Origin of the sequence: Sutcliffiella horikoshii, assembly GCF_002157855.1 — a bacterium.
In the GTDB taxonomy this organism is placed as follows: Bacteria; Bacillota; Bacilli; order Bacillales; family Bacillaceae_I; genus Sutcliffiella_A; species Sutcliffiella_A horikoshii_C.
Genome location: NZ_CP020880.1, coordinates 1,204,180 through 1,225,608 on the forward strand (window position 1 = coordinate 1,204,180; position 21,429 = coordinate 1,225,608).

Annotated in this window: 22 protein-coding genes and 1 pseudogene; 14 read left to right on the forward strand and 9 right to left on the reverse strand. The window is 39.8% G+C overall.

What is annotated here, in order from left to right; all coding sequences use genetic code 11:
- Positions 1 to 341 precede the first annotated feature (341 nt).
- From B4U37_RS06345 to B4U37_RS06365, 5 genes are all read left to right on the forward strand, one after another.
- Positions 342 to 1,574, forward strand: coding sequence for a metallophosphoesterase family protein (locus B4U37_RS06345; protein WP_157663727.1), 1,233 nt, complete (start codon positions 342 to 344; stop codon positions 1,572 to 1,574).
- Positions 1,575 to 1,579: 5 nt separating this feature from the next.
- Positions 1,580 to 4,612, forward strand: a complete 3,033-nt coding sequence (locus B4U37_RS06350; RefSeq protein ID WP_157663728.1) for an ATP-binding protein — start codon at positions 1,580 to 1,582, stop codon at positions 4,610 to 4,612.
- 83 nt (positions 4,613 to 4,695) lie between these two features.
- Entirely contained in the window at positions 4,696 to 5,913 is a 1,218-nt protein-coding gene (locus B4U37_RS06355; RefSeq protein WP_088017550.1) for an MFS transporter, read from the forward strand.
- Positions 5,914 to 6,108: 195 nt separating this feature from the next.
- Positions 6,109 to 7,053, forward strand: a complete 945-nt coding sequence (yhaM, locus tag B4U37_RS06360) for a 3'-5' exoribonuclease YhaM (RefSeq protein WP_088017551.1) — start codon at positions 6,109 to 6,111, stop codon at positions 7,051 to 7,053.
- Positions 7,054 to 7,124: 71 nt separating this feature from the next.
- Positions 7,125 to 7,298: a sporulation YhaL family protein gene (locus B4U37_RS06365; protein ID WP_010198295.1), complete on the forward strand. Its 174-nt coding sequence runs from the start codon at positions 7,125 to 7,127 to the stop codon at positions 7,296 to 7,298.
- A gap of 28 nt (positions 7,299 to 7,326) precedes the next feature.
- Here the strand turns inward: B4U37_RS06365 and B4U37_RS06370 are convergent, their stop codons facing one another.
- Entirely contained in the window at positions 7,327 to 8,208 is an 882-nt protein-coding gene (locus tag B4U37_RS06370; RefSeq protein ID WP_088017552.1) for a peptidylprolyl isomerase, read from the reverse strand.
- 711 nt (positions 8,209 to 8,919) lie between these two features.
- Here B4U37_RS06370 and B4U37_RS06380 point away from each other — a divergent pair.
- Positions 8,920 to 9,006, forward strand: a complete 87-nt coding sequence (locus B4U37_RS06380) for a YjcZ family sporulation protein (protein WP_060665297.1) — start codon at positions 8,920 to 8,922, stop codon at positions 9,004 to 9,006.
- A 31-nt stretch (positions 9,007 to 9,037) separates the two neighbouring features.
- Positions 9,038 to 9,124 (forward strand): YjcZ family sporulation protein, encoded by an 87-nt coding sequence (locus B4U37_RS06385; protein ID WP_082153634.1) that lies wholly within the window; start codon positions 9,038 to 9,040, stop codon positions 9,122 to 9,124.
- A gap of 84 nt (positions 9,125 to 9,208) precedes the next feature.
- Here the strand turns inward: B4U37_RS06385 and B4U37_RS06390 are convergent, their stop codons facing one another.
- Positions 9,209 to 9,400, reverse strand: coding sequence for a hypothetical protein (locus tag B4U37_RS06390; RefSeq protein ID WP_010192281.1), 192 nt, complete (start codon positions 9,398 to 9,400; stop codon positions 9,209 to 9,211).
- A gap of 150 nt (positions 9,401 to 9,550) precedes the next feature.
- On the reverse strand, positions 9,551 to 10,105 hold the full coding sequence (locus B4U37_RS06395) for a DUF3267 domain-containing protein (protein WP_088017554.1): 555 nt from the start codon (positions 10,103 to 10,105) through the stop codon (positions 9,551 to 9,553).
- Between the two features lie 269 nt (positions 10,106 to 10,374).
- Here B4U37_RS06395 and B4U37_RS06400 point away from each other — a divergent pair.
- Positions 10,375 to 10,649: pseudogene (locus B4U37_RS06400) on the forward strand (DUF1878 family protein).
- On the opposite strand, the gene B4U37_RS06405 reads toward B4U37_RS06400, so the two are convergent.
- Both B4U37_RS06405 and B4U37_RS06410 read right to left on the reverse strand, forming a co-directional pair.
- Entirely contained in the window at positions 10,636 to 11,196 is a 561-nt protein-coding gene (locus B4U37_RS06405) for an HTH-type transcriptional regulator Hpr (protein ID WP_050780633.1), read from the reverse strand. The pseudogene B4U37_RS06400 and the gene B4U37_RS06405 sit on opposite strands and share 14 nt — an antisense overlap.
- Before the next feature lie 132 nt (positions 11,197 to 11,328).
- Complete coding sequence (locus B4U37_RS06410) at positions 11,329 to 11,694, reverse strand: YtxH domain-containing protein (RefSeq protein WP_088017555.1); 366 nt, start codon at positions 11,692 to 11,694, stop codon at positions 11,329 to 11,331.
- A 248-nt stretch (positions 11,695 to 11,942) separates the two neighbouring features.
- On the opposite strand from B4U37_RS06410, the gene yhzF reads away from it, so the two are divergent.
- Entirely contained in the window at positions 11,943 to 12,134 is a 192-nt protein-coding gene (yhzF, locus tag B4U37_RS06415) for a membrane protein YhzF (RefSeq protein ID WP_088017556.1), read from the forward strand.
- Between the two features lie 56 nt (positions 12,135 to 12,190).
- Here the strand turns inward: yhzF and B4U37_RS06420 are convergent, their stop codons facing one another.
- Both B4U37_RS06420 and serC read right to left on the reverse strand, forming a co-directional pair.
- Complete coding sequence (locus B4U37_RS06420) at positions 12,191 to 12,715, reverse strand: tryptophan transporter (protein ID WP_088017557.1); 525 nt, start codon at positions 12,713 to 12,715, stop codon at positions 12,191 to 12,193.
- A gap of 123 nt (positions 12,716 to 12,838) precedes the next feature.
- The gene (serC, locus tag B4U37_RS06425) at positions 12,839 to 13,921 is read right to left on the reverse strand and encodes a 3-phosphoserine/phosphohydroxythreonine transaminase (protein ID WP_088017558.1); all 1,083 of its coding nucleotides are present in this window, start codon (positions 13,919 to 13,921) and stop codon (positions 12,839 to 12,841) included.
- Positions 13,922 to 14,023: 102 nt separating this feature from the next.
- Between serC and B4U37_RS06430 the strand changes: the two genes are divergently transcribed.
- Positions 14,024 to 14,902 (forward strand): hypothetical protein, encoded by an 879-nt coding sequence (locus B4U37_RS06430; protein WP_088017559.1) that lies wholly within the window; start codon positions 14,024 to 14,026, stop codon positions 14,900 to 14,902.
- A gap of 44 nt (positions 14,903 to 14,946) precedes the next feature.
- Here B4U37_RS06430 and B4U37_RS06435 read toward each other — a convergent pair whose 3' ends face one another.
- Complete coding sequence (locus B4U37_RS06435) at positions 14,947 to 15,369, reverse strand: HIT family protein (RefSeq protein WP_088017560.1); 423 nt, start codon at positions 15,367 to 15,369, stop codon at positions 14,947 to 14,949.
- A 759-nt stretch (positions 15,370 to 16,128) separates the two neighbouring features.
- On the opposite strand from B4U37_RS06435, the gene B4U37_RS06440 reads away from it, so the two are divergent.
- The 3 genes from B4U37_RS06440 to B4U37_RS06450 all read left to right on the forward strand — a co-directional run bounded on the left by B4U37_RS06440 (position 16,129) and on the right by B4U37_RS06450 (position 19,273).
- On the forward strand, positions 16,129 to 16,869 hold the full coding sequence (locus B4U37_RS06440; RefSeq protein WP_088017561.1) for an ABC transporter ATP-binding protein: 741 nt from the start codon (positions 16,129 to 16,131) through the stop codon (positions 16,867 to 16,869).
- The gene (locus B4U37_RS06445) at positions 16,862 to 18,076 is read left to right on the forward strand and encodes an ABC transporter permease (protein ID WP_088017562.1); all 1,215 of its coding nucleotides are present in this window, start codon (positions 16,862 to 16,864) and stop codon (positions 18,074 to 18,076) included. Before B4U37_RS06440 ends, B4U37_RS06445 begins: the two co-directional genes overlap by 8 nt.
- A 474-nt stretch (positions 18,077 to 18,550) precedes the next feature.
- Positions 18,551 to 19,273 carry an EcsC family protein gene (locus B4U37_RS06450; protein WP_280524587.1) on the forward strand — a complete coding sequence of 241 codons (723 nt, stop codon included), beginning with the start codon at positions 18,551 to 18,553 and terminating at the stop codon, positions 19,271 to 19,273.
- Between the two features lie 53 nt (positions 19,274 to 19,326).
- Here the strand turns inward: B4U37_RS06450 and B4U37_RS06455 are convergent, their stop codons facing one another.
- Positions 19,327 to 20,532 (reverse strand): M20 family metallopeptidase, encoded by a 1,206-nt coding sequence (locus tag B4U37_RS06455; RefSeq protein ID WP_088017563.1) that lies wholly within the window; start codon positions 20,530 to 20,532, stop codon positions 19,327 to 19,329.
- 145 nt (positions 20,533 to 20,677) lie between these two features.
- On the opposite strand from B4U37_RS06455, the gene B4U37_RS06460 reads away from it, so the two are divergent.
- Positions 20,678 to 21,355: a phosphatase PAP2 family protein gene (locus tag B4U37_RS06460; protein WP_088017564.1), complete on the forward strand. Its 678-nt coding sequence runs from the start codon at positions 20,678 to 20,680 to the stop codon at positions 21,353 to 21,355.
- Positions 21,356 to 21,429: the final 74 nt, after the last annotated feature.

Sequence of the window (21,429 nt, forward strand, 5' to 3'; positions counted from 1 at the left end):
ATTTGAGGGGTTTATGAAACAGCACTTAACCGAGTTAACTGAATAAGCATTTACGTATCGTTTACGTAATATCTAGCTGTCGATTGGAGCAAATGGCAAAGACTCCAGCGGGGGAGTAACGGTTGGTTGAGACCCCTGAAGCGTTGTGAGGAGGCTCAAGCACCGTCCCGCGGAAAGCGAAGCCATTTGCGGAAAGGAACAGCGGTGATTATCCACTAACCAATGTTTTCTGCTAAGGGCGGGGTGTTTTTTGCCTACTTTATACCAATACCGAACGTGCATTCGCATTTCATTCGTGATAAAATAAGGTAAACACGATGAGAGAAGAGGTTGAATCCAGATTGAAAAAAATTCGCTTCATACATGCTGCAGATCTACATTTAGACAGCCCATTTAAAGGGCTTAGCCATCTTCCCCAAAAGATATTTAATCAGATTAGAAAAAGTACATTCCAATCTCTAACATCATTGATAAACGCTGCTATCGATTATCAAGTAGATTTTATTTTATTGGCAGGAGATCTCTTCGATCTAGAGCAAAGAAGCTTAATTGCCCAAGCGACACTAAGAAAAGAATTCATGCGACTGAATGAAGCCGGAATTCAAGTGTATATCATCCATGGAAATCATGATTACCTTACAGATAACCACATACTTTTTAAATACCCGGACAATGTACATATTTTTACGGAAGATGTGGAATGCAAGCCATTTTTAAAAGGCCAAGAAGAGTTAGCCTGCATATACGGATTCAGCTACAAGCAAAGGCATATGACCAAAAACATGACCGGATATTATCAGATAGTAAACAAGAAGGTGCCTTTTCACATTGGGATGCTTCACGGCAATCTCTCAGGAAGGGAAGAGCATGATCCTTACGCACCTTTTTCCATATCTGATCTTCTTGACAAAGAGTTTCATTACTGGGCGCTTGGCCATATACATAAACGTGAAATTCTCCGTCATCAACCTCCTATCGTCTATCCGGGGAATATCCAAGGGCGCCATAAAAAGGAACAAGGCGACAAAGGCTGCTATTTGGTGGAACTCTTTGAAGATGGTACCCCTAAGCTGCAATATATAGAAACATCCGCCATACATTGGGAAGAGCTCAAGATTCCCATTAACGGGATACAAACGGTGGACCAACTTATGGACGAAACAAAACAAGCAGTGGAGGCCATAAGGTTGGATGGGAAGGGGAAATTACTTCGACTTACCTATACTGGAAACGGAGACCTGCATGGTTTTCTCCAAGATGAAAGTCATCAAGAAGAACTTCAACTCCTTTTAAATGAGGGGGAAGAGAATAAGTTTTCCTTTGTATATCTATATTCGTTGCGTGTCCAAACAGCGTTAACTTATTCAAAAGAAGACTTGCAGGATAAAACATTTTATAAGGATTTTTATACCATGGTAGATCAAATCGACGTGAGGGAAGCATTGGCTCCTTTATTACGTCATTCTGAAGCAAACCGCTATATGGACTCCTGGGATGAGGAAGAACAGAAAGAGATAGTGGAAGAAGCAGAACGATGGCTTGTCAGTAAATTCTTGGAAAGTGAGAAGAGGTGAATAGGTTGAAAATTACGAGCTTACATATCTATGGATTTGGAAAACTAGAGAACGTGGTAATGGAAAATCTATCACCAAACATCCAAGTCATCTACGGAGAGAATGAAGCAGGGAAATCTACGGTGATGGCCTTCATTCAAGCTATTCTTTTTGGATTCCCTGCGAAAAATCAACAAGATCTGCGCTACGTTCCCAAAAAAGGCTTTAAATACGGCGGTAAGTTGGTTGTCGAAACGGATGATCAAAGAAAAATCACCGTTGAACGAGTCGCAGGTAGATCCTCTGGTGATGTCACTGTTCAAGATGAGCAAGGCAATCCTTGCGATTTGAACGAGGTGCTAGGCGGTCTTGATAAAACGATGTATAAAGGGATCTTCTCCTTTAATATAATGGACATCCAAAATCTGCAGCTCATAGATTCTGAGCAACTAGGCAGTTACTTGTTCTCTTCAGGACTGATGGGGAGTGAGCAGCTCCATAAATTATCACGTGAGTTAACTAAAGAACAGGAAGAACGCTTTAAGCCAAATGGCAGGAAGCCAGTCATTAATAGATTGTTAACTTCCTTAAAAGAAGAAGAACAAAATGTCCTGAAATGGAAAGAAAAGATGGGTCAATATGACCGCCTGCAGAAGGATTTAGATCAATATGATAATGAATGGAAGGAATCACTCATTGCTAAAGAAGATACAGAGAAAAAAATAAAACAAACAGAAGCAATGCTTACCATTCAGCCATTAGTGAATAGATTAGAGATCCTTCAATTACAAATAGCAGAATTTGGTAACTTTGAATCATTTCCGCAAGATGGTCTTTCAAGGTTGGAGAAATGGCAGACAGAGGCAGTATTCTATCAATCAAAACTAGAAAAAACGGCAAAAGATTTACATGAAAAAGAGCGGGAATTCGTACAAATAAAGGTTAATGAAAAGATTCTTGGAAATGAGGAATCCATAAATGCTCTAGTAAACATACTGCCGACCTATCAACAGGCAAAGGAACAATTGTCCCTGCTAGCTACTGAAATAGTGCAGTTGCAAAAGCGAATAGAAGGGTGGAAGCAAGATCTTGCATGGCATGATAAAACAGATCAGGAGTTAGAAGCCATACATACCAGTTTGGCATCAAAAGGATCTTTGCGAGAACTTTTAAAAGCCCATCATGAACTCCACATTCAGAAACAGCGCTTAGATGAACAGTTTCAACAGGCAAAAGAGGAACTTGAAGCCCAGGAAGAACGGGTGAAAGACTTAGAGCAAGAACAGCTACCAAACCATGAAGTGATAAAAATGAAGGAACTAGTAGAAGTAGATAGTATGGACACGTTGCATAAAGAAATCCATCTTAATGAGCAACTACTAAATCAGTTGAAAAAGCAGCTTGATGTTCAGAAAAAGAATAACCAAAATGAGATTAAAAAAAGTAAGCAAATCGCAGTTGCCAGTCTTTTAATGGGAATTGCCGGTGCCGCTTATTTCTATATGCAAGGCCAGCTTATACCTTCTCTGCTATGCTTAATCTTGTTTTTCATTCTATCTTTTATGATTAATAGGAAAACTAAACAAACTAATAGTCGCAATGAGCTATTGATTGAAAAAGAAGAGATGGAAAATAAGCTGGAATTATTAAGAGGGAAGCTTTATTCCAATGAAAATTACGGGAAAATGGAAGAGTATCAAAAAGCGCTGGCGAAGAACGAACAAGTAATGCAGCTTCTGCAGAAAGAACAACTCCTCCTTTCCCAATGCGATCGGACATACAATAGAATTATTAAGCAATTTGAAGAGTGGGAAGGAAAGAATTTTTCCTTTCAAGATCAATGGCATAAATGGACCTCATCACTTTCACTCGAGCAAATCTCACCTCCCTTTATGGAGGAAGCCTACGACAAAGTGGTACAACTGAAAGTTGCTATAGCAGACAAAAAAGAGCTAGTCGAAAGACAAAAACACTTTCAAACAGTAGTGGACACGTTTAAGAATAAGTTAGAAACTCTTATAGAAGGACACATTGAAAACGATACGCGAATATCTATTGAAGAAGTATTTACACAATTACGTGTTAGTGTGGAAGAAAACGTGGAAAAGAAGAAAAGGAAACAACGTATTCAAGAACAAATAGGCGAATTAAAAGAAGAAATGGACGGCTTGTCCCATCATGTACTTGAAGCACAAAAGCAGATTCAAAATCTGTATGAGCAAGCAGAAGTAAACAATGAGGAATCCTTTCGTCAAAAGAATCAACAGAACATTGAAAAAACAGAGCTTGAGAAGGAGATAATCCTCCTAAAAAATCAGTTGGCCCAAATGGAGAATTCCTATCAGCTGAGACTTACGGAAAGAAAGTCGATGGATATGTGGAATTCGAGGAAGATTGAGCTGGAAGAAACGCTTAAGTCCATTAAAGAAAAACTGAGTCAGCTTGTTGAAAATAGAACAGCAACAAAAGAGACCATTCGTCTCTTGGAGGAAGCGGGAACATACTCTGAAGCTGTGCAACAATTCGAACTATCTAAAAGCAAGTTGCAGGAGCATGCAAGAAAGTGGGCAATCCATGCCACAGCATCTCATCTTCTAGGCAAAACAATGGATTACTACCGGACAGTGAAGCTTCCAAAAGTACTTCATTATGCTTCTGATAACTTTCAATTCCTCACAAAAGGAAATTATATCAGATTACTTGATGAGCAAAATGAAAGAACGCTTATGGTACAGCATGCAGACGGGACGAAATTTGAACCTAAGGAATTAAGTCAGGCAACGGTTGAGCAGTTGTATATATCCATTCGTGTTGCCGTTGCCCAAGTATGGAGTGATGAACAAAAACTGCCATTCTTGATGGATGACAGTTTTGTCAATTTCGATCATCATAGAACAAATCTTGCTATTAAGTTGATAAACAGACTTGCACTCCAAGGTTATCAATTCCTTTTCTTTACTTGTCATCACCATATTAAAGAAAAATTGGCAAGTGAACCAAACAACCGAATTTGCTCTATTGACACAATGAAGGTAGGAGAAGCAACCATCAAGCGATGAATTTGGTTCATCCATTGCCGAAAGGAATAGACAAGTGCTATGCTTAGAGAGGTAAAGAGAAGCATGTTGAAAGGATAACGAAAATGAGTGAACGTGTGATAAAAAATAATAGAGCACCATTAATACTATTGAGCTTTAATCTATTTATCGTCATGGTAGGAATTGGGTTGGTTATTCCAATTCTCCCGTTTTATATCGATAAGTTTGGTGCCGACGCAAGGACATTAGGCTTGCTTGTTGCCGTGTTTGCGTTTATGCAATTCCTTCTTGCCCCTGTTTGGGGTAGGCTCTCCGATAAAATTGGAAGAAAGCCTCTGATCACAATCGGGCTTTTCGGTTTTGCTATTGCCGAGTTTATTTTTGCATACGCAAGCGGCCTATGGATGCTTTTTCTATCTCGTATACTAGCGGGTACCTTTGGCTCAGCACTTATGCCTACTGCAATGGCTTATGTTTCTGATGTCACTTCTTCTGAAAAAAGAGGTCAAGGCATGGGGATAATGGGAGCTGCGATGGGCCTTGGTATCGTTGTTGGTCCTGGACTTGGCGGCTGGCTTGCCGAATATGACCTGTCTCTGCCATTTTTAGTGGCAGGTGTGGCTGCGACCATAGCGGGAATACTTTCCGTAATTATTTTGCCAGAATCATATCCTAAGCATAGCAGAGAAACGGATGCTCAAGATTCAGCAGGAGAAAAAAGGGACAATCAGTTTGTAACGATGTATAAGGCTCTCAAAAGCCCTGTAGGTTTTTTGCTGATTCTTGTATTCATCATGAGTTTCGGTTTAGCTAATTTCCAATCCATTTTTGGGTACTACACAATGGAACGATACAACTATAACCCAAGTGAAGTCGGGTTAATCATCTTAATTGTCGGCTTGGTTGGAACGGTTGTCCAAGGCGTTCTAGTTGGCAGGATGACTAAACGGTTCGGAGAGGAAAGAGTGGTTACAAGTGCTCTCTTAATCAGTTCATTCGGTTTTGTGTTAATGACACTCGCAACAAATTTTACAACCGTACTATTAACCACCTGCATATTCTTCTTAGGGAATTCTTTGTTAAGACCATCTTTAAATTCCTTCATATCTAAACTTGCAGGGAACAGACAGGGCCTTGTGATGGGGCTCAATAATTCATTCTTAAGCTTAGGAAATGTAGCAGGTCCAATATTGGCAGGCATCTTCTTTGAGATAAACATACATATTCCATATCTATTCGGAGCATGCATTATGCTATTTGGACTAATCGTCACCAAACTATGGATCTCCAAAAGAGCCCATAAAATAGAAGTATCTTCATAAGAAAAAAATATTCAGAGTTATTGTGGTTCATAGCAGTTGATTGGAGCAAAAGGCGAAGACTCCTGAGGGAGATAGCGCTAGGTGGAGACCCCTCAGGCGTAGCCGAGGAGGCTCTCGTCAGCCCCTAGGAAAGCAAAGCCATTTGCAGAAATCAACTGCGTCGTCAAGAATCAAAACGACAGGGGGAAGGAACAGATGAAAAAAGGTATCCTCCACTTTGAAGTGGGAGAACAAGTAGATGTTCACTTATTAATTAAAACAGCAACAAAAGGAATAGCAAGCAACGGAAAACCTTTTCTAACGTTAATATTTCAAGACAAAAGCGGTGAGATAGAAGCAAAACTGTGGGATGCTTCATCAGATGATGAAGAGCTCTACACACCACAAAGCATTGTAAGAGTGCTTGGTGACATCCACCATTATCGTGGCCGTAATCAATTGAAGATCCGCAAAATCAAGCCAAAAGAAGACCATGAGAACGTCAATGTCTCTGATCTGATTGAAACTGCGCCATTAAGCCAAGAACAGATGATGGATAAAATAACACAGGCTATCTTTGAAATGAAGAATCCCAATATACAAAGAATCACAAGGCACCTGCTGAAAAAGCATCAAAATGAATTTCTGCAATATCCAGCAGCAACAAAGAATCACCACGAATTTGTATCCGGTTTGGCCTATCATGTCGTCTCCATGCTAGACCTTGCTAAAGCCATAGCCAGCTTATATCCTTCACTAGATAAGGACCTTCTCTATGCAGGCGTCATTCTTCATGACTTAGGTAAGGTTACGGAACTGTCCGGACCTGTATCCACAAGTTACACGATTGAAGGGAACTTAATCGGCCATATTTCGATTATGGTTAATGAAATCGGAAAAGCGGCAGAGGAGCTTGGAATTGAAGGAGAAGAAATCATGGTTCTTCAACACTTGGTTCTAAGTCATCATGGTAAACTGGAGTGGGGCAGCCCGAAGCTGCCGCTTATAAAAGAAGCGGAAATCCTCCATTATATCGACAATATTGATGCGAAAATGAATATGCTAGATCGTGCACTAGAACGCGTTAAACCTGGAGAGTACACGGAAAGAATTTTTGCAATGGACAACAGAAACTTCTATAAACCTACTTTTCATAATTAAGTAATAGCCCCCCATACTCTATCATATGTATAAATTAGTAGCACATATGAAAGAGAAGGGGGGGCTTTTTTATGCCATGGTGGATGCTGTTGATCGTTATCGGAATTGTATTCAGTGCATATATGACGTTAAGGTCTGCAAAAGAAGAAAAAGAGGTAGAAGAAGCGATCATTGAAAAAGAAGGACAAGTATATATGGATAGGATTCAAGAGGAAAGAGAGAAAAAACAAGTTGTAAACGTATAGAAAAAGGAAGCGGGGATCCGCTTCCTTTTTAGCTTTCTTCTTCTGTTTCCTGCTCTTTTTCAAATGTATTTTTGAGGTTGGAATCTTTCACTTTTATATTGGCATTGTCCAGTTCTTTTTGAACGGCAGTGTCAACGGAAGCTTCTTCGTTCACCTTCGATAAGAGAACTTCTTCTTTCAATTCCGCTTTCATGTCTTCAAAAGGTTCTTTATCCTTCTTATCTGTTACTTTAATAATATGGAAGCCGTACATGCTTTCTACAGGCTCGCTGATCTCATTTACTTCGAGGCTATAAGCTGCCTCTTCGAATTCTGGAAGCATGGCACCAGCTCCGAACCAGTCAAGATCTCCGCCATTTTGGGCTGAACCTGTGTCTGTTGAATATTCTGTTGCAAGTTCCGCAAAATCAGCACCCTCATCTAGCTTTTTCTTCACTTCATTCGCTGTTTCTTCGTCTGCTACAAGAATATGGCTTGCACGTATTTCAGGCTTCATCTCATCATAATATTTCTGAATTTCCTCGTCTGTAACTTCCACACTTTCCATTGCTGCTTTTTCCTGCAGCATGGATATACGCAAAGTTTGGCTTAGCTGCTCTTCATTTTTGAAACCGCTCTGAGCCATTGCAGAATCAAATTGAGGTCCAAGTTGTTGTTTCAACTCATCTAATCGTTCTTGTACTTCTTCATCTGTAACCTCGTATTTTTCACTTAAGACTTTATCATATACCAATTCCCGAAGAACCTCTTCGCCAAAACGGTCCTTCATGGCTTCATATAGCTCGTCCTGTGTAATATTACCTGCAGAGGTTTCAGCTATCACCTCAGAATTATCGGCTTTGTCATTGTTACAGGCAGTCAGTGCAAGAATTGAAGCGGTTGCACCTAAGGCAATCATCCATTTTTTCATTTAAGTCACTCCCATATGTAGTAAAACGTTCCAATCAATACTATAGCATATTCTACAAATTTAATGAAATTATTTGACAATACTTTAAAGCCGGCATATTTACGCGGAAAGCTTTATACAGTTGATTTCCGTTCCAGGCGCTTCGCTTGCCTGCGGGCGGTCCGTAAGCCTCCTCACTTCGTTGCGGGGTCTTACCTGTCCCTTCCTCCCGCGGGCGTCTGCGCGCCTTCCACTTCAATCAACTAGGTGACTTCACTCACACAATGTTTTATAAAGCAAAGCAATTTTACTTTATTAAATGGATAAGCATTAACGTATCTTTTATGTGTTTTTCAGCTGTGGATTGGAGCAAATGGCGGAGACTCCAGCGGGTGAGTAACGGTAGGTTGAGACCCCACAGCGCAGCGAGGAGGCTCAAGCACCGTCCCGCGGAAAGCGAAGCCATTTGCGGAAAGGAACAGCGGTGCTTAACCAAGCAACTAAAAATGACGAGCTTGGTTTATCTTATGGGAGCTTTTTTAAAAAAATAGGTAATCGTCCATTCCAATTTTAAACCTTTTACATATGATAAATGGAATCATGAAAACATTAACACACTTTGTTGTCCCAGGATTTGATGTAAAAAACCTTAGAGGCAGGATAAACGCCTATGCCTCCTAAGAAATTGTTGCATAAGATATCGTAACAACTCATAAAGGAGGTGTTACTAAGATGAGTAATGCGTATGCAGGTGGCTTCGCGTTAATCGTAGTATTGTTTATCTTGTTGGTAATCGTAGGTGCAGCTTGGTTGTACTAAATACATTTTTAATAAAAAAGGAGGAACTAAAATGTCAGGTGGACATTCCGGCGGATTTGCGTTAATCGTAGTATTATTTATCCTGTTAGTAATCGTAGGTGCAGCTTGGTTATACTAAGCTAGACCTTGGGGTTAGGCAATGCCCTTACTCCACAAAAACACCTTCCATGTTTACATGGAAGGTGTTTTTTGTGCTGATTTATTATTTGGAGCTTAGCAAGATATCTACATAAGAAGAAATTAATAGAATGGTAATAAGTACATTTATGGTTCGGAAAACTTTCGGCTGACGATCCTCCGGTATTTCCTTCTGAACGCATAAAGCATTCGTTAATTTGTTTATGTAGAAGAGTATAAATACAGCCACCCAAACAAATAGAAATGCGATAGCCATAAGATCCCTCCTTTGTGGCTTGCTTTAAACTAACTGCGGAATATATACTTATGCCTTCTACCTTACCAAAGTTTATGAGAAAAAGATACTGTGATAGTCCGAATCTTTTACAAAAAAATGAAAAAGCATCCTGAAATTATGAAAAAATTTCTAGGACGCTATTTCTTTCTCATTGACTATTAAGATATCATAACCGTTTTCCAATTCTTCAATTTGGCATTTGCTTGGAGCATGTTGGATAAGCTTAATATATAGGAAATCTGGAATGCATAGACCAAGATTTACCGCCGCAAGCATAGAAAAGTAATGATAGTAGCTTGGGAAAATATGTGCAAGTAAGATGCATGCTGAAGTAATGATGGCAAAAGGAGCCAATAAAACAGCATAAGATTGAATTTTTGTAAAAGGCTTTTTTGTTTTTATTTTCATATAAGGCATATAGCACTTGAATTTCCATTTAAGTTTTACTTGGTTTTTTGTCGCGATTAGCGGAAGAACATGACATAGTTTGTGCATGGTGAACATTCCCAGAAGGCCAAGGATGAACCATCCAAAATTGTCAGATGAGACAGCTGTGTCATGGAACATTAGGCTAAAAGACAGAAAGAATACAATAAACGAAAGTAAAGTGATGATAAACGAAATAAGTGTTATGCGATGGAGTCCATATTGTCTCGAAATATCAATGGATTTCCAACAGTTCATAGTTGCGTCACCTACCGTAATTGCTAGTCGTAATGAAAATTACTAAATTAATGTAAGCTTTTTTAATGAAAAAATCAATAGGTGAATGTAATTTATTTTTTTATGTATCCATCTAAATATTGGTAAGTGTAAGGAATTGTTGTAAAATAAGTAGAAAAGTGAGGAAAAACTTTGAGACTTGCGATAAGAATTTGCAACAGTGAGGACTGAGTATAGTGGAAGAAAGACTTGCAACCTTGGAGTTCTACATGGAACTTTTATTAAAACAAATGGACCGTTCAACATTTCCTTGGGATTATTTGATCATAAAAGGTAAATTGAGCAGGAGAGAAGTGCAGGCTCTATATCAATTATGTGAAGACTTGAGCAAAGAGATGGAAAAACAAAAGCGGAAGGATTTGTTACATTCTCTCCGCTTCTTATACAATTCAGACAAGCACTACCTCCACAACTGCCTTTGGAGGAGACCATTGCCGCCTTACGGACACAAGGCCATTATGTCCAGTTGATGGAGGCATTCCAAAAGCTTATCAAGAAGAAGTAACGCTTTCATTTTTTTCTTCAAGCACTTCCTCTTTTTTGGAAAGCTTCCCGTCTACTTCTACAAAATCTTCTTCAATATTATTAAAGGAACGCTCAAATATTTGCATAAAATCTTCCCCGTAAACATTACGGATCACGCACATGATGTCCAACAGCTCGGGGAATTTTCCATATAAGTCATGCATCGGCAAAGCCCCGCTGAATACTGAGTTTTTACTAGGATCATAGGTTTCCATCAATTCTAAAAGAATCTGTTCGCCTTTTTCCGTTAGTTCAATATACGTGTTTCGCTTATCGTTTTCCTTTTTAGAAAAACGAAGCAGTTCTCTCTCTTCCAGTTTCTTAGAAAAGTTGAACGCAGTCGATACATGCATTACTCCAAACTTGGCAATCTCGGAAATACTGGCACCTTTTAAATGATAAGCAATCCATAGAATATGGTGCTCGTTAATATTTAAGTCATATGGTTTTATCCATTGTTGCCAATCTTTCTCGATGGTCTTCCAAAGTGCTTTACTCAGCTGGGCAACACGTTGGCTGAAGAGCATAGCTTCTTTTAATGAATACTGTCCATTCTGTGTATTCACAAACTCACCTACTTTTTTCTAATATATTACTATCTATTATGACAATAAAATAAAAATTAATAAAGGTCTAAATTTACAAAAAATTAAAATTTTTTATTCGGCAGTGTTTTTTGCTAGCTTTTTTTCTAGATTTTCTAATTCTTCCTGCAGGTTTGCGATGTCTTGTTGAATGGATTCTTGATGAGGTTTAATCGAATTTTGCCAAAGATCTACTGAAACCTTGATCTCTTCTGCAATATTTCCGACTGTTGCTTTTCCCTCTTCCATGGCTTGTGTTACTTGGTCCTTAATATGAATTGCCTCTTGTTTCAAATCTTCAATCGTCAGCTGAATAGATTGAGCAGTTGACTTTATTTTCGCTCTTCTGGAAGCTCCAGATTCTGCAGTTGTAAGCAGAGCGGAGACACCGGCAATTGTTCCACCTATTAAAACTCCGTAAATGAATGATTTCCCATTCATAGTAATCACTCCTCTATAAAGTTATGTAAATATAGTTCAATACCCTAAGATTATTATATAATTCAACATTTATTAAAAAAATCCTTTTTTTACTGAATCTTTTCTGGACGAGTTCTAAATAAGATACTGTCTTATGCTTTATTGTTTCCAAATAACAAGTTTATATTTAATCGAAACTTTAACTAGGTATACTTGTTTCATAAGAAAAGAGGGAACGGCATATTTATGGTAAAAAGGGGGCGGGCTTTGTGCCAGGTATAACATCTGTGTTATTTATCATAAGTATCGTGATGTTGTTTGGTGGTGGAAATTACTTTTTGGCCGCGCAACGGGCAGGGGTATATCCGCCGAGGAGAGTGTTGCAGCAGAGGGCAATAACTGTTGGAGGTGCTGGTGGGGTCATATTTTTATTAGCGATATTAGTGACATGGGTTGTATAAATTTATTTTAAAAGTAAGAAGAGGGCAAATTCCTGACTTGGAATTTGCCCTCTGGCTTATGTTGCAGGTATTAGATTTGAGCGTTTAGCAATGCTCGTTACAATTGGATAGATAATGATCATGACTGTTGCATTCAATGCGACAGCTGGCAATACGGCTGTAACGAAGAAGAATGCAAAAGATTCTCCGCCTGGCAATCCTACTAGTGTCAGGGCGCTAAAAAGGAAGATCGCTCCTGAAATGAGGGTACCGATAACGGTTAAAATTCCTGCTTTAACTAGTGGTTTGTCCAGTTTCTTCAATGCAAGAAGCAAGAAGAAGAACAAAAATGCTGTAATCGGCTTATCAATGATATTTGGGATCTGACCGGCTGGAAAAGTGGTGGTCATGGCGGAAATTAATCCTGTCACGACACCTAATAACAATACATTTTTCTTTTCTGGAAACAGCATGATACCTAAAAACATCATCGTTAACGCTAAGTCTGGCTTCATACCGAGAATGACCCCCGGTACAACTGTGTGCAGAACGGCACCGATTCCTACTAATAAAGCTAGTGATACTAAAGTCTTTGTATTCATTTCTCATCTCTCCTCAACTAATCTGGTCTTTTTTAACTCCATTAGTACACTCGTTGTCTAATGCGAATTAATAGATACTAGTATATAAAAGTTTCCCCCTTTTGAAAAGAGGAAAGCATGATTTTACCTATTTTTGGCTTGGAAGCTTTTCATGAAATCCGCTAATGCCTGACAGGATTCCAATGGTACGGCATTATAAATAGAAGCTCTGCAGCCTCCGACCATTCTGTGACCTCCAAGGCCTACAAAACCTTCCTCTTTCGCCTGTATTAGAAAATTAGATGTAAGCTCTTCAGAAGGGAGGTTGAACGTAACATTCATGTGCGATCTTGCATCTTTTTCGGCATGACCGATATAAAAACCTTCACTCTGGTCAATAGTTTCATATAGCAGTTCTGCTTTCTCCTTATTAATCCTCTCCATTGCTTCAATGCCACCTTGTTCTGCCACCCAATCCAATACAAGGGAAAGCATATAGATGGAAAAGGTTGGAGGTGTATTGTATAGAGATTTATTTTTCGCGTGTGTTTGGTAGTTCAGCATTGTTGGGATATTGCTAGGACATTGCTCTAACAGTTCTTTTTTTATTATCACAACAGTAACACCAGACGGCCCAAGGTTTTTCTGGGCTCCTGCATAGATAAGGGAGAAATCTTCTACATTTATTGTTCTGCTTAAGATATCACTCGACATATCAGCAATTAATGGTATGTACGAAGGAGTGGATGGGAACTCCCACCATTGTGTTCCGAAAATGGTGTTGTTGCTCGTAATATGCAAATAAGCTGCGTCTGTCGAGAGTGTCAATTGAGAAGGTATAGTAGAATACCCTGTTTCCTTTGCGGTGGAAGAAGTATGGGTTGAGCCTATTTTTTGTGCTTCTTTTAACGCTTTTTCAGACCATGAACCGGACAGGCTATAATTAGCTGTCTTATCCGATGGAAGAAAGTTTAAAGGAATGGCTGAGAATTGCAGACTTGCACCACCTTGCATGAAGAGAATTTCATAGTCGTTGGGAATCTGCAAAAGCTCCTGTAGAAGTGTAGCTGCTTTCTGGTGCACCTTTTCGTATTCTTTGCTCCGGTGACTTAACTCCATAACAGACATACCAGTATCTTGGAAATCCAATAATTCCTCTTGGGCGCGGTGCAGCACTTGTTTTGGAAGTGCTGCCGGCCCTGCATTAAAATTATAAACACGCTTCATCCTATTACCCTCCTAAAGTAATCTGAAAATATTAATATATATCCTATCATGGATTGTGTTAGAATACATGAAAGATTTCGAAAAAAGTTAGGAGTAATGAATATGTACGAAGAACATAAGCCTTTTGATGTTAGTCCATATGATCATCCGGATATTTATCCTGGTCCAAGACTTGGGTCTTCTTTTTTATTTTGGAAAGGAAGGGCTCATCGTATGGATGCGGAGAAAGGGGTGCCGGTTGAGCAACAGGCTATTCACTTTACCAATGTCGATCATGTGCTTGGAAGCTTGGCATTTCAAAGTACGCATGTAAAAAAAGTGGAGGAGTTTTTTAAGGAGGGGCGGTTTGATTCAAAGGTACCCGTCGTCGCTTATGGCTCGAATGTTTGTTTAGCACAGTTGCAATACAAATTCCGTTTGCGCCCAGAAGAAGATGATTTTATGCTTTGCTTAAAAGGTACGGTGACAGATTCTGATATTGTTTATGCACCATTTTTGGCACCGTATGGTTCTCTCCCTGCAGTCATATCTCCTGTAAAGGGGGCAGTTTCTGAAGTGTGGTTGACGTTTATGGATAAAAAACAGCTGGAATTGATCAATTCCACTGAAAAAGGATATGAGCTTAGAGTTCATGAGGGAAAAAAGGTACGTTTGGACACTGGAGAAGTCTTTGGGAATGTCTATGCCTATTATGAGCCGCGCGCCCTATTGTGGAACGGTGAGATGCGCAGATTCAAGGATATTTCCGGTAACAGTCCGCTACAGGCTGTATGGCAAAGTGAAATGCTAAACGAGTTAAAGCTGGCAGTTGACCATAAAGGAACCCGTGAAGAATTTATTCACTTATTAAGATGGGACAGGAGCTATCGTGATTTTATAGAAGATTTTTTACAGGCCGAATGCACTTATACATTTGATCATCCTGACTGGAAAGCAGCGGAAACCATCCTTTCCATTGGAGAGATGAAAAGGTCGTTTTGAATAGAAAAAGACGTGCACCTTTAGGAGGGCACGTCTTTTGATTGTTATTTAATACCTTGATTAATTTTAGTTGCGATTTCTTGCAGATCTTGCGAAGTGTAATCGCTCTGATTTGACTTCCACACTGCTCCAAAACCGTCTCCTTTGCCGTAGCGAGGGAGAATATGAAGATGATAATGGAAGACCGATTGACCGGCAGCTTCTCCATTATTATTTAAAAGGTTCAGCCCAATCGGTTCAAATTGCTCTTTAATCGAATTGGCGATCTTTGGAACCACTTTAAAAAGGTTCTCGGCTATCTCAGGTGTTAGTTCGTAAATGTTCTCTTTATGTACTTTCGGAATGACTAATGTATGTCCTTTTGTTACCTGGCTGATATCAAGAAAAGCCAGAACATGTTCGTCTTCGTAAACCTTGGCAGCAGGGATGTCGCCATCAATAATCTTGCAGAAAATGCAATCACTCATCTGTTTCACCTCTGGACTTTAGTTTTATCTATTTTACCATGTTTTGGACAAGTATCCTAATATGTTGTGCAGGCAAAATAAACAAGCAAGAGCAAAAGCTCCTGCTTGTGAAGAAAGGGACGAGAGGCAACAAGCTTCTCTATCTGAATAAGGAGAAGCTTACAAACATCATTTTAGCGTTCAAATAACTGTGTTTGATAAACACCTCATCTGATTTATAAAATGTGTCTAATTGTCAGCTTTCCTGTTCAAAACAATCATCCCCTTGTTACTGAGTTTTACAACTTTAGTAACGCGGCTATCGACTTAAAGTCTCTTTAACGAACACCTCATTTTCAGAATGAATCAATCACAGGTTACGACTTCAGAGTAAAGTGTCGCCCGTAAGCACCTCATTTCTTTATCAATCGGAGTTACGTTACAGATGATCGTGTGGTTGCAGTCGGTTAAGTCCCACAACGACGAGAGAAAAAGTTTAACCTTATCTAGAACAAAGCAACACTGTCTTTGACAGTCACCTCATCTACAAAGAAGTAAACCAAAGGCTTGTCTAAGTGCCCCTCTGTCCCCTTCCCTACATATGATGCGCACTTTCGTTTAAATTATGTTATGGTAAAATTTAAATATGAATTTTTTTATTTCGCTAATGTTACAGGAGGATTAAATTTTGAAAAGGGGTCAGACCCTTAAAGGATTTTCGCCCTCCATGTAGTAGCTATATTCAATACATAATATGGTTGGCAGAAAGGGTAGGTTGATGTGAGTTTATTGGAGATTAGTGGGTTGACTGGTGGTTATACGAATCAGGCTGTGTTGAGGGATGTTTCGTTTGGTGTGAAGGCTGGCGAGTTGGTGGGGTTGATTGGCCTTAATGGTGCAGGGAAGAGTACGACGATCAAGCACGTAATCGGAACGATGGAGCCGAAGAAAGGGTCTATCAAGATTAATGGAATTTCCATTCAAGAGGATACGACAAAGTATCGCTCTACTTTTACATTCATTCCTGAAACACCGATTCTATATGATGAATTGACACTGTATGAACACCTAGAACTAACTGCGATGGCGTATGGGTTATCAAAAGAAACATTTGAAGAACGATTGCACCCGTTATTAAAAGAGTTCCGTATGGAAAAGCGTCTCAAGTGGTTTCCTGCACATTTTTCAAAAGGGATGAAGCAGAAGGTCATGATTTTAGCTGCTTTTCTGATTGAACCGAAGCTCTATATCGTCGACGAACCTTTTGTCGGTTTAGATCCGCTTGCCATCCATTCCTTGTTAGAAATGATGGATAAAGTGAAAAAGAGTGGAGCAGGCATCCTTATGTCCACGCATATCCTCGCGACAGCAGAAAGATACTGCGATTCATTCGTTATCTTACATGAAGGGGAAGTGCGGGCAAAAGGAACGTTGGAAGAGCTTAGGGTACAGTTCAAGATGCCGATGGCTTCGCTTGATGACCTCTATATTCAACTGACAAAGGAAGAGAGCAATGTTTAATGTCGATCAGCTCTGGCAAGCCAGATTCAGTCAATATATAAAGGATACGAGAAGATATTTACGCTATATGTTCAATGACCATCTTGTGATCGTGATGATTTTTTTGCTAAGCGGCCTTGCCCTTGCTTATCAAAACTGGTTAGAGGTGGTCCCGCCTGATTTTCCGTATGCGTTACTCATGGGAACAGTTTTGGCCCTTCTTATGACTAGGGGGAGCATTCATACATTTCTAAAGGATCCGGACCTTGTGTTTTTGCTTCCATTGGAAGAAAAATTAAAGCCTTACATCAAAAAGTCGTTTTTATATTCCATCCTATTAGAAAGTTATTTTCTATTACTTGTATTTGGTGTTTCTGTTCCGCTTTTCTTTACACTGACAGATGCAACGCTTCAAACGTTGATATCCGTGCTTCTTTTGTTATTGGGAATGAAATCCTGGAACCTGTGGATGACATGGCTCATCAACTTCTATACAGATAAAAAGGTGAGGCTAGTGGATTGGTGGGTCAGGCTTGCTTTAAACTTCGGCCTGCTTTATCTCGTATTTTCTGAAGCGAGTCTGCTGTTTATCGGTATAGTAGTGGTAATGATGCTGCTTTTGCTGATTTATTTTCAAAACGCGACCAAGAAAATGAATTGGAAATGGGACCTTTTGATAGAAAACGAAACCAAACGGATGCAGCTTTTTTATCGAGTAGCCAATCTTTTCGTTGATGTACCAGGGCTAAAGGAAAAAGTGAAAAGAAGAAAATGGTTGGATGTCGTTCTGTCGTGGACTCCTTATGCGAAAGACAAAGCATTTGATTATCTATACTTACGGACATTTTTGCGTTCGGGCGATTATTTTGGACTATATCTGAGGTTATTGATTATCGGAGCTGTTTTGCTTCTGACACTTCCTGTTGGGTACGCGACATATCTAGTGCCTGTACTTGTGCTATATTTGACGGGCTTTCAGCTAATTCCGATGTGGCGCCATCACTACAATAAACTCTGGTTGTCGATCTATCCTGTTCAAGAAAAGCATCGCATCCTTGCTTTTACTAAAATGATTACGGTTATCCTCATTTCACAAACCATTATCCTTGCTGCTTTATTAGTTTTTGTAGCTACATGGGTGGAAGTAGTGGTTGTGTTGGTTGGCGGGATCATTTTTGCCTTCTTATATGTACAAGGTGTGGTAAAACGCAAGATTGCTTCGTTATAACCTGTAGAAAACACTCAAGGCTGCTTGGGTGTTTTTTTTGATAAGAAATTGTATAATCCGTTGATTTCCGTTTCAGGCGCTTCGCTTGCCTGCGGGCGGTCCGGGAGCCTCCTCGTCTTCGCCTGCGGGGTCTCCCCTGTCCCTTCCTCCCGCGGGTGTCTACGCGCCTTCCACTACAATCAACGAGGTTACTCCATTGACCAAGGTTTTTAAAAAAACTCTAAATGAGTTAACGGAACACCATAAATTTTTTCTTCTAGTTATTTCTAGCTGTGGATTGGAGCAAATGGCAAAGACTCCAGCGGGGGAGTAACGGTAGATTGAGACCCCTGAAGCGTTGCGAGGAGGCTCAAGCACCGTCTCGCGGAAAGGAACAGCGGTGGTAACACAAATAATTAAATTCGTTTTGTTGAAACATATTTAACCTAAAACTCGTATATGAAGTAAGATAGTTAAAGGTGAGGAGTGTTTTCTTTGTATGAAGAAAAGGTAATGGATGAAACTAGAAGGTGGAAAATGCAGGTGGCAAAGAAGTCCACGATGTTTCAGCGCTTTTCGAAGGGTGCGCAAAATAAGGTGAATGCCATCATACCAGAAAAAGTCCACACTATCATGACAGAGAGCATTAAAAAGATGGTACAAGGGACACTAGTTGGGAGCAATATGACAACCAAGATGAACGATGGACATGTTGTTATGTCATTAGAAGAAAAGGAAAAGTGGATACAAGAGAAATTAAATGTGTATAAAAAAACAGCGGCAGTGGAGGGGGCAGGCACAGGTGCGGGGGGAATACTCCTTGGTCTGGCTGATTTTCCTTTACTCTTGTCGATTAAAATGAAATTTCTATTTGAAGTGGCTGCCATCTACGGTTTCAATACGAAAAATTATGAAGAGAGAGTATTCATCCTATACATTTTTCAGTTGGCCTTCTCTAGCGATTCCAGGCGAAAAGAAGTGTTAAGGTATATAGAAAATTGGGAAGAACACAAGGAGGAAGCAAAGGAGCTTGATTGGAAGGCATTTCAACAAGAATACAGAGACCACATTGATTTAATCAAAATGCTACAGATGATTCCAGGAGTTGGGGCGGTAGTTGGAGCGTATGCAAACTACAACTTTCTGGATCAATTGGGGACGACGGCGATAAACTGTTATCGGTTAAGAATGTTTAAAGAAAAAGGCATCAATATATAAAAACCGTCAGGCTCAAGTATAGAGCCTGACGGTTTTTAAGGTTTCTTCCCCATTTATTGATGAGTAGGGATGAGTTTCCCTTTTTCATATTGATGATACAGGACAGTTGCAGCTCCGAGTGTTTTAGCGGCAATCAGTAGTGACTTTTCATTAATATCAAACTTAGGATGGTGGTGAGGATAAGCCACTTCCACACCTTCTGGCTTTGCGCCGGTAAAGAAGAAAGTCCCCTTCACATGTCTTAAATAGTATGAATAATCTTCCCCGCCCATATGTGGAGGTGTTTCTTCCAAAGTTTCCACATCTTTTACGTCAGCGGCGACGCTAACAAGATAGTCTGTCTCGTCTTTATGGTTGACGACAGCAGGGTAACCTCTGTGGAAGTTGTATTCGTAGGTAGAGCCGTTAAGTGCGCATGTAGAAGATGCGACAACGTCTATTTCTTCTTCAATCATATCGCGGACATCATCATTGAATGTTCGCACTGTTCCTTCTAAATAAGCGGAATCTGCAATGATATTAAAGGCGTTTTCAGCGACAAACGTACCAACCGAAATTACTGCCGGATCAACAGGATTCACACGTCTGCTTACAATCTGTTGAAGGTTTAGGACCAATTGAGAGGCCGTGACAACAGCATCTTTTGTTTTGTGTGGTTGTGCACCGTGGCCACCGGAACCTTGGACTTTAATGGAGAAGCGATCGGCAGCAGCCATCACAGGTCCTACTCGGTATTGAATTTTACCAACTTCCGTACCGGCCCATAAATGGGTGCCGAAAATGACATCGACTCCTTCTAAGCAACCATCATTGATCATTGCCACTGCTCCACCTGGTGCATATTCTTCTGCATGTTGATGAATCAAAACGACATTTCCTTCAAGGTCCTCTTTGAGTTCGTTTAAACATTTAGCGAGTACAAGTAATGTTGCGGTATGACCGTCATGTCCACAAGCATGCATGACTCCTGGAACTTTTGATTTGTATGCCACTTCTTTTTCATCCTGAATTGGAAGTGCATCGAAATCGGCACGCAGGGCTACTGTTTTCCCTGGTTTCGCTCCGGCAATCTTGGCAACTATACCGTTTCCGCCAACGTTTGTTTGGTGAGCGATTCCTAGATTTTCATAAAACTCTGCTATGTAAGCGGCCGTATGGAATTCTTTAAAAGATAATTCAGGGAATTGGTGCAAATAACGTCTAATCTCAACCATTTCATCGTAACGACTTTCTAGAAGTTCATTCAGCTTATCTAACAAGTGCCTCTCCCCATTTCTAAAATAAATTATCAATCCTTTTATTTAATATAGTATTCTATATGACTATTCGAAAAAATAATAGTCATAACTTTCACAAATTTAGTAAAATAGTAATTGGAAATTGTAAGAAGAGGAGACGTGAAACATGGAAGCAGAATTAGGCAAGAGGCTGGTCAAAGAAAAACAAACTAGTAAATGGAGAAGATTGATCCTATTTATTTTATGTGGTGGCTTTTTTATATGGTCCTTCCAACAAATTATGAATGAACATACAATCGGTTTTGATGAATCCATTCGCAGCATGGTAAATGGATGGGAAGCAGATGTGCTAATTAGTTTTTTTCACTTATTTACGATGCTTGGGGATAAAACCGGAGTCATTATCATTATGTTACTATCCATCATGCTGATTTGGTGGAAACAAAGGGATTACGCAGCGATGGGAATAATCGTTGGAGGCGTCATAATCGTCAATGAACTTAACAAATGGTTGAAAGACTTCACAGGGCGCGAAAGACCGATGACAGGCCCAGGAGCGGAAAGTCTCAGTTTTCCAAGTGGTCATGCGATGGTCGGGTTATTTTTCTATGGCTTATTATTATACTTTGCATTGGCCTATACAAAACAAAATGGAATGCGTATGATGATTGCGATATTTGGGGTAATCTTTATCGCGCTTCTTGGTACAAGCAGAGTGTTTTTAAATTACCATTATCCTTCCGATGTTTTTGCAGGCTATGCAGCAGGATATATATGCTTGATCCTAGGAGTATTGTTGTATGAATGGATTCAATCGTTACGTCCAAAGAAGAAAGCAATGTAGCTCCGGCTCATTGCTTTTTTATCTTCAATTCAGTCTCAAGGCGGAGATAGAAACTGGCTGTAGATAGGGGCCTT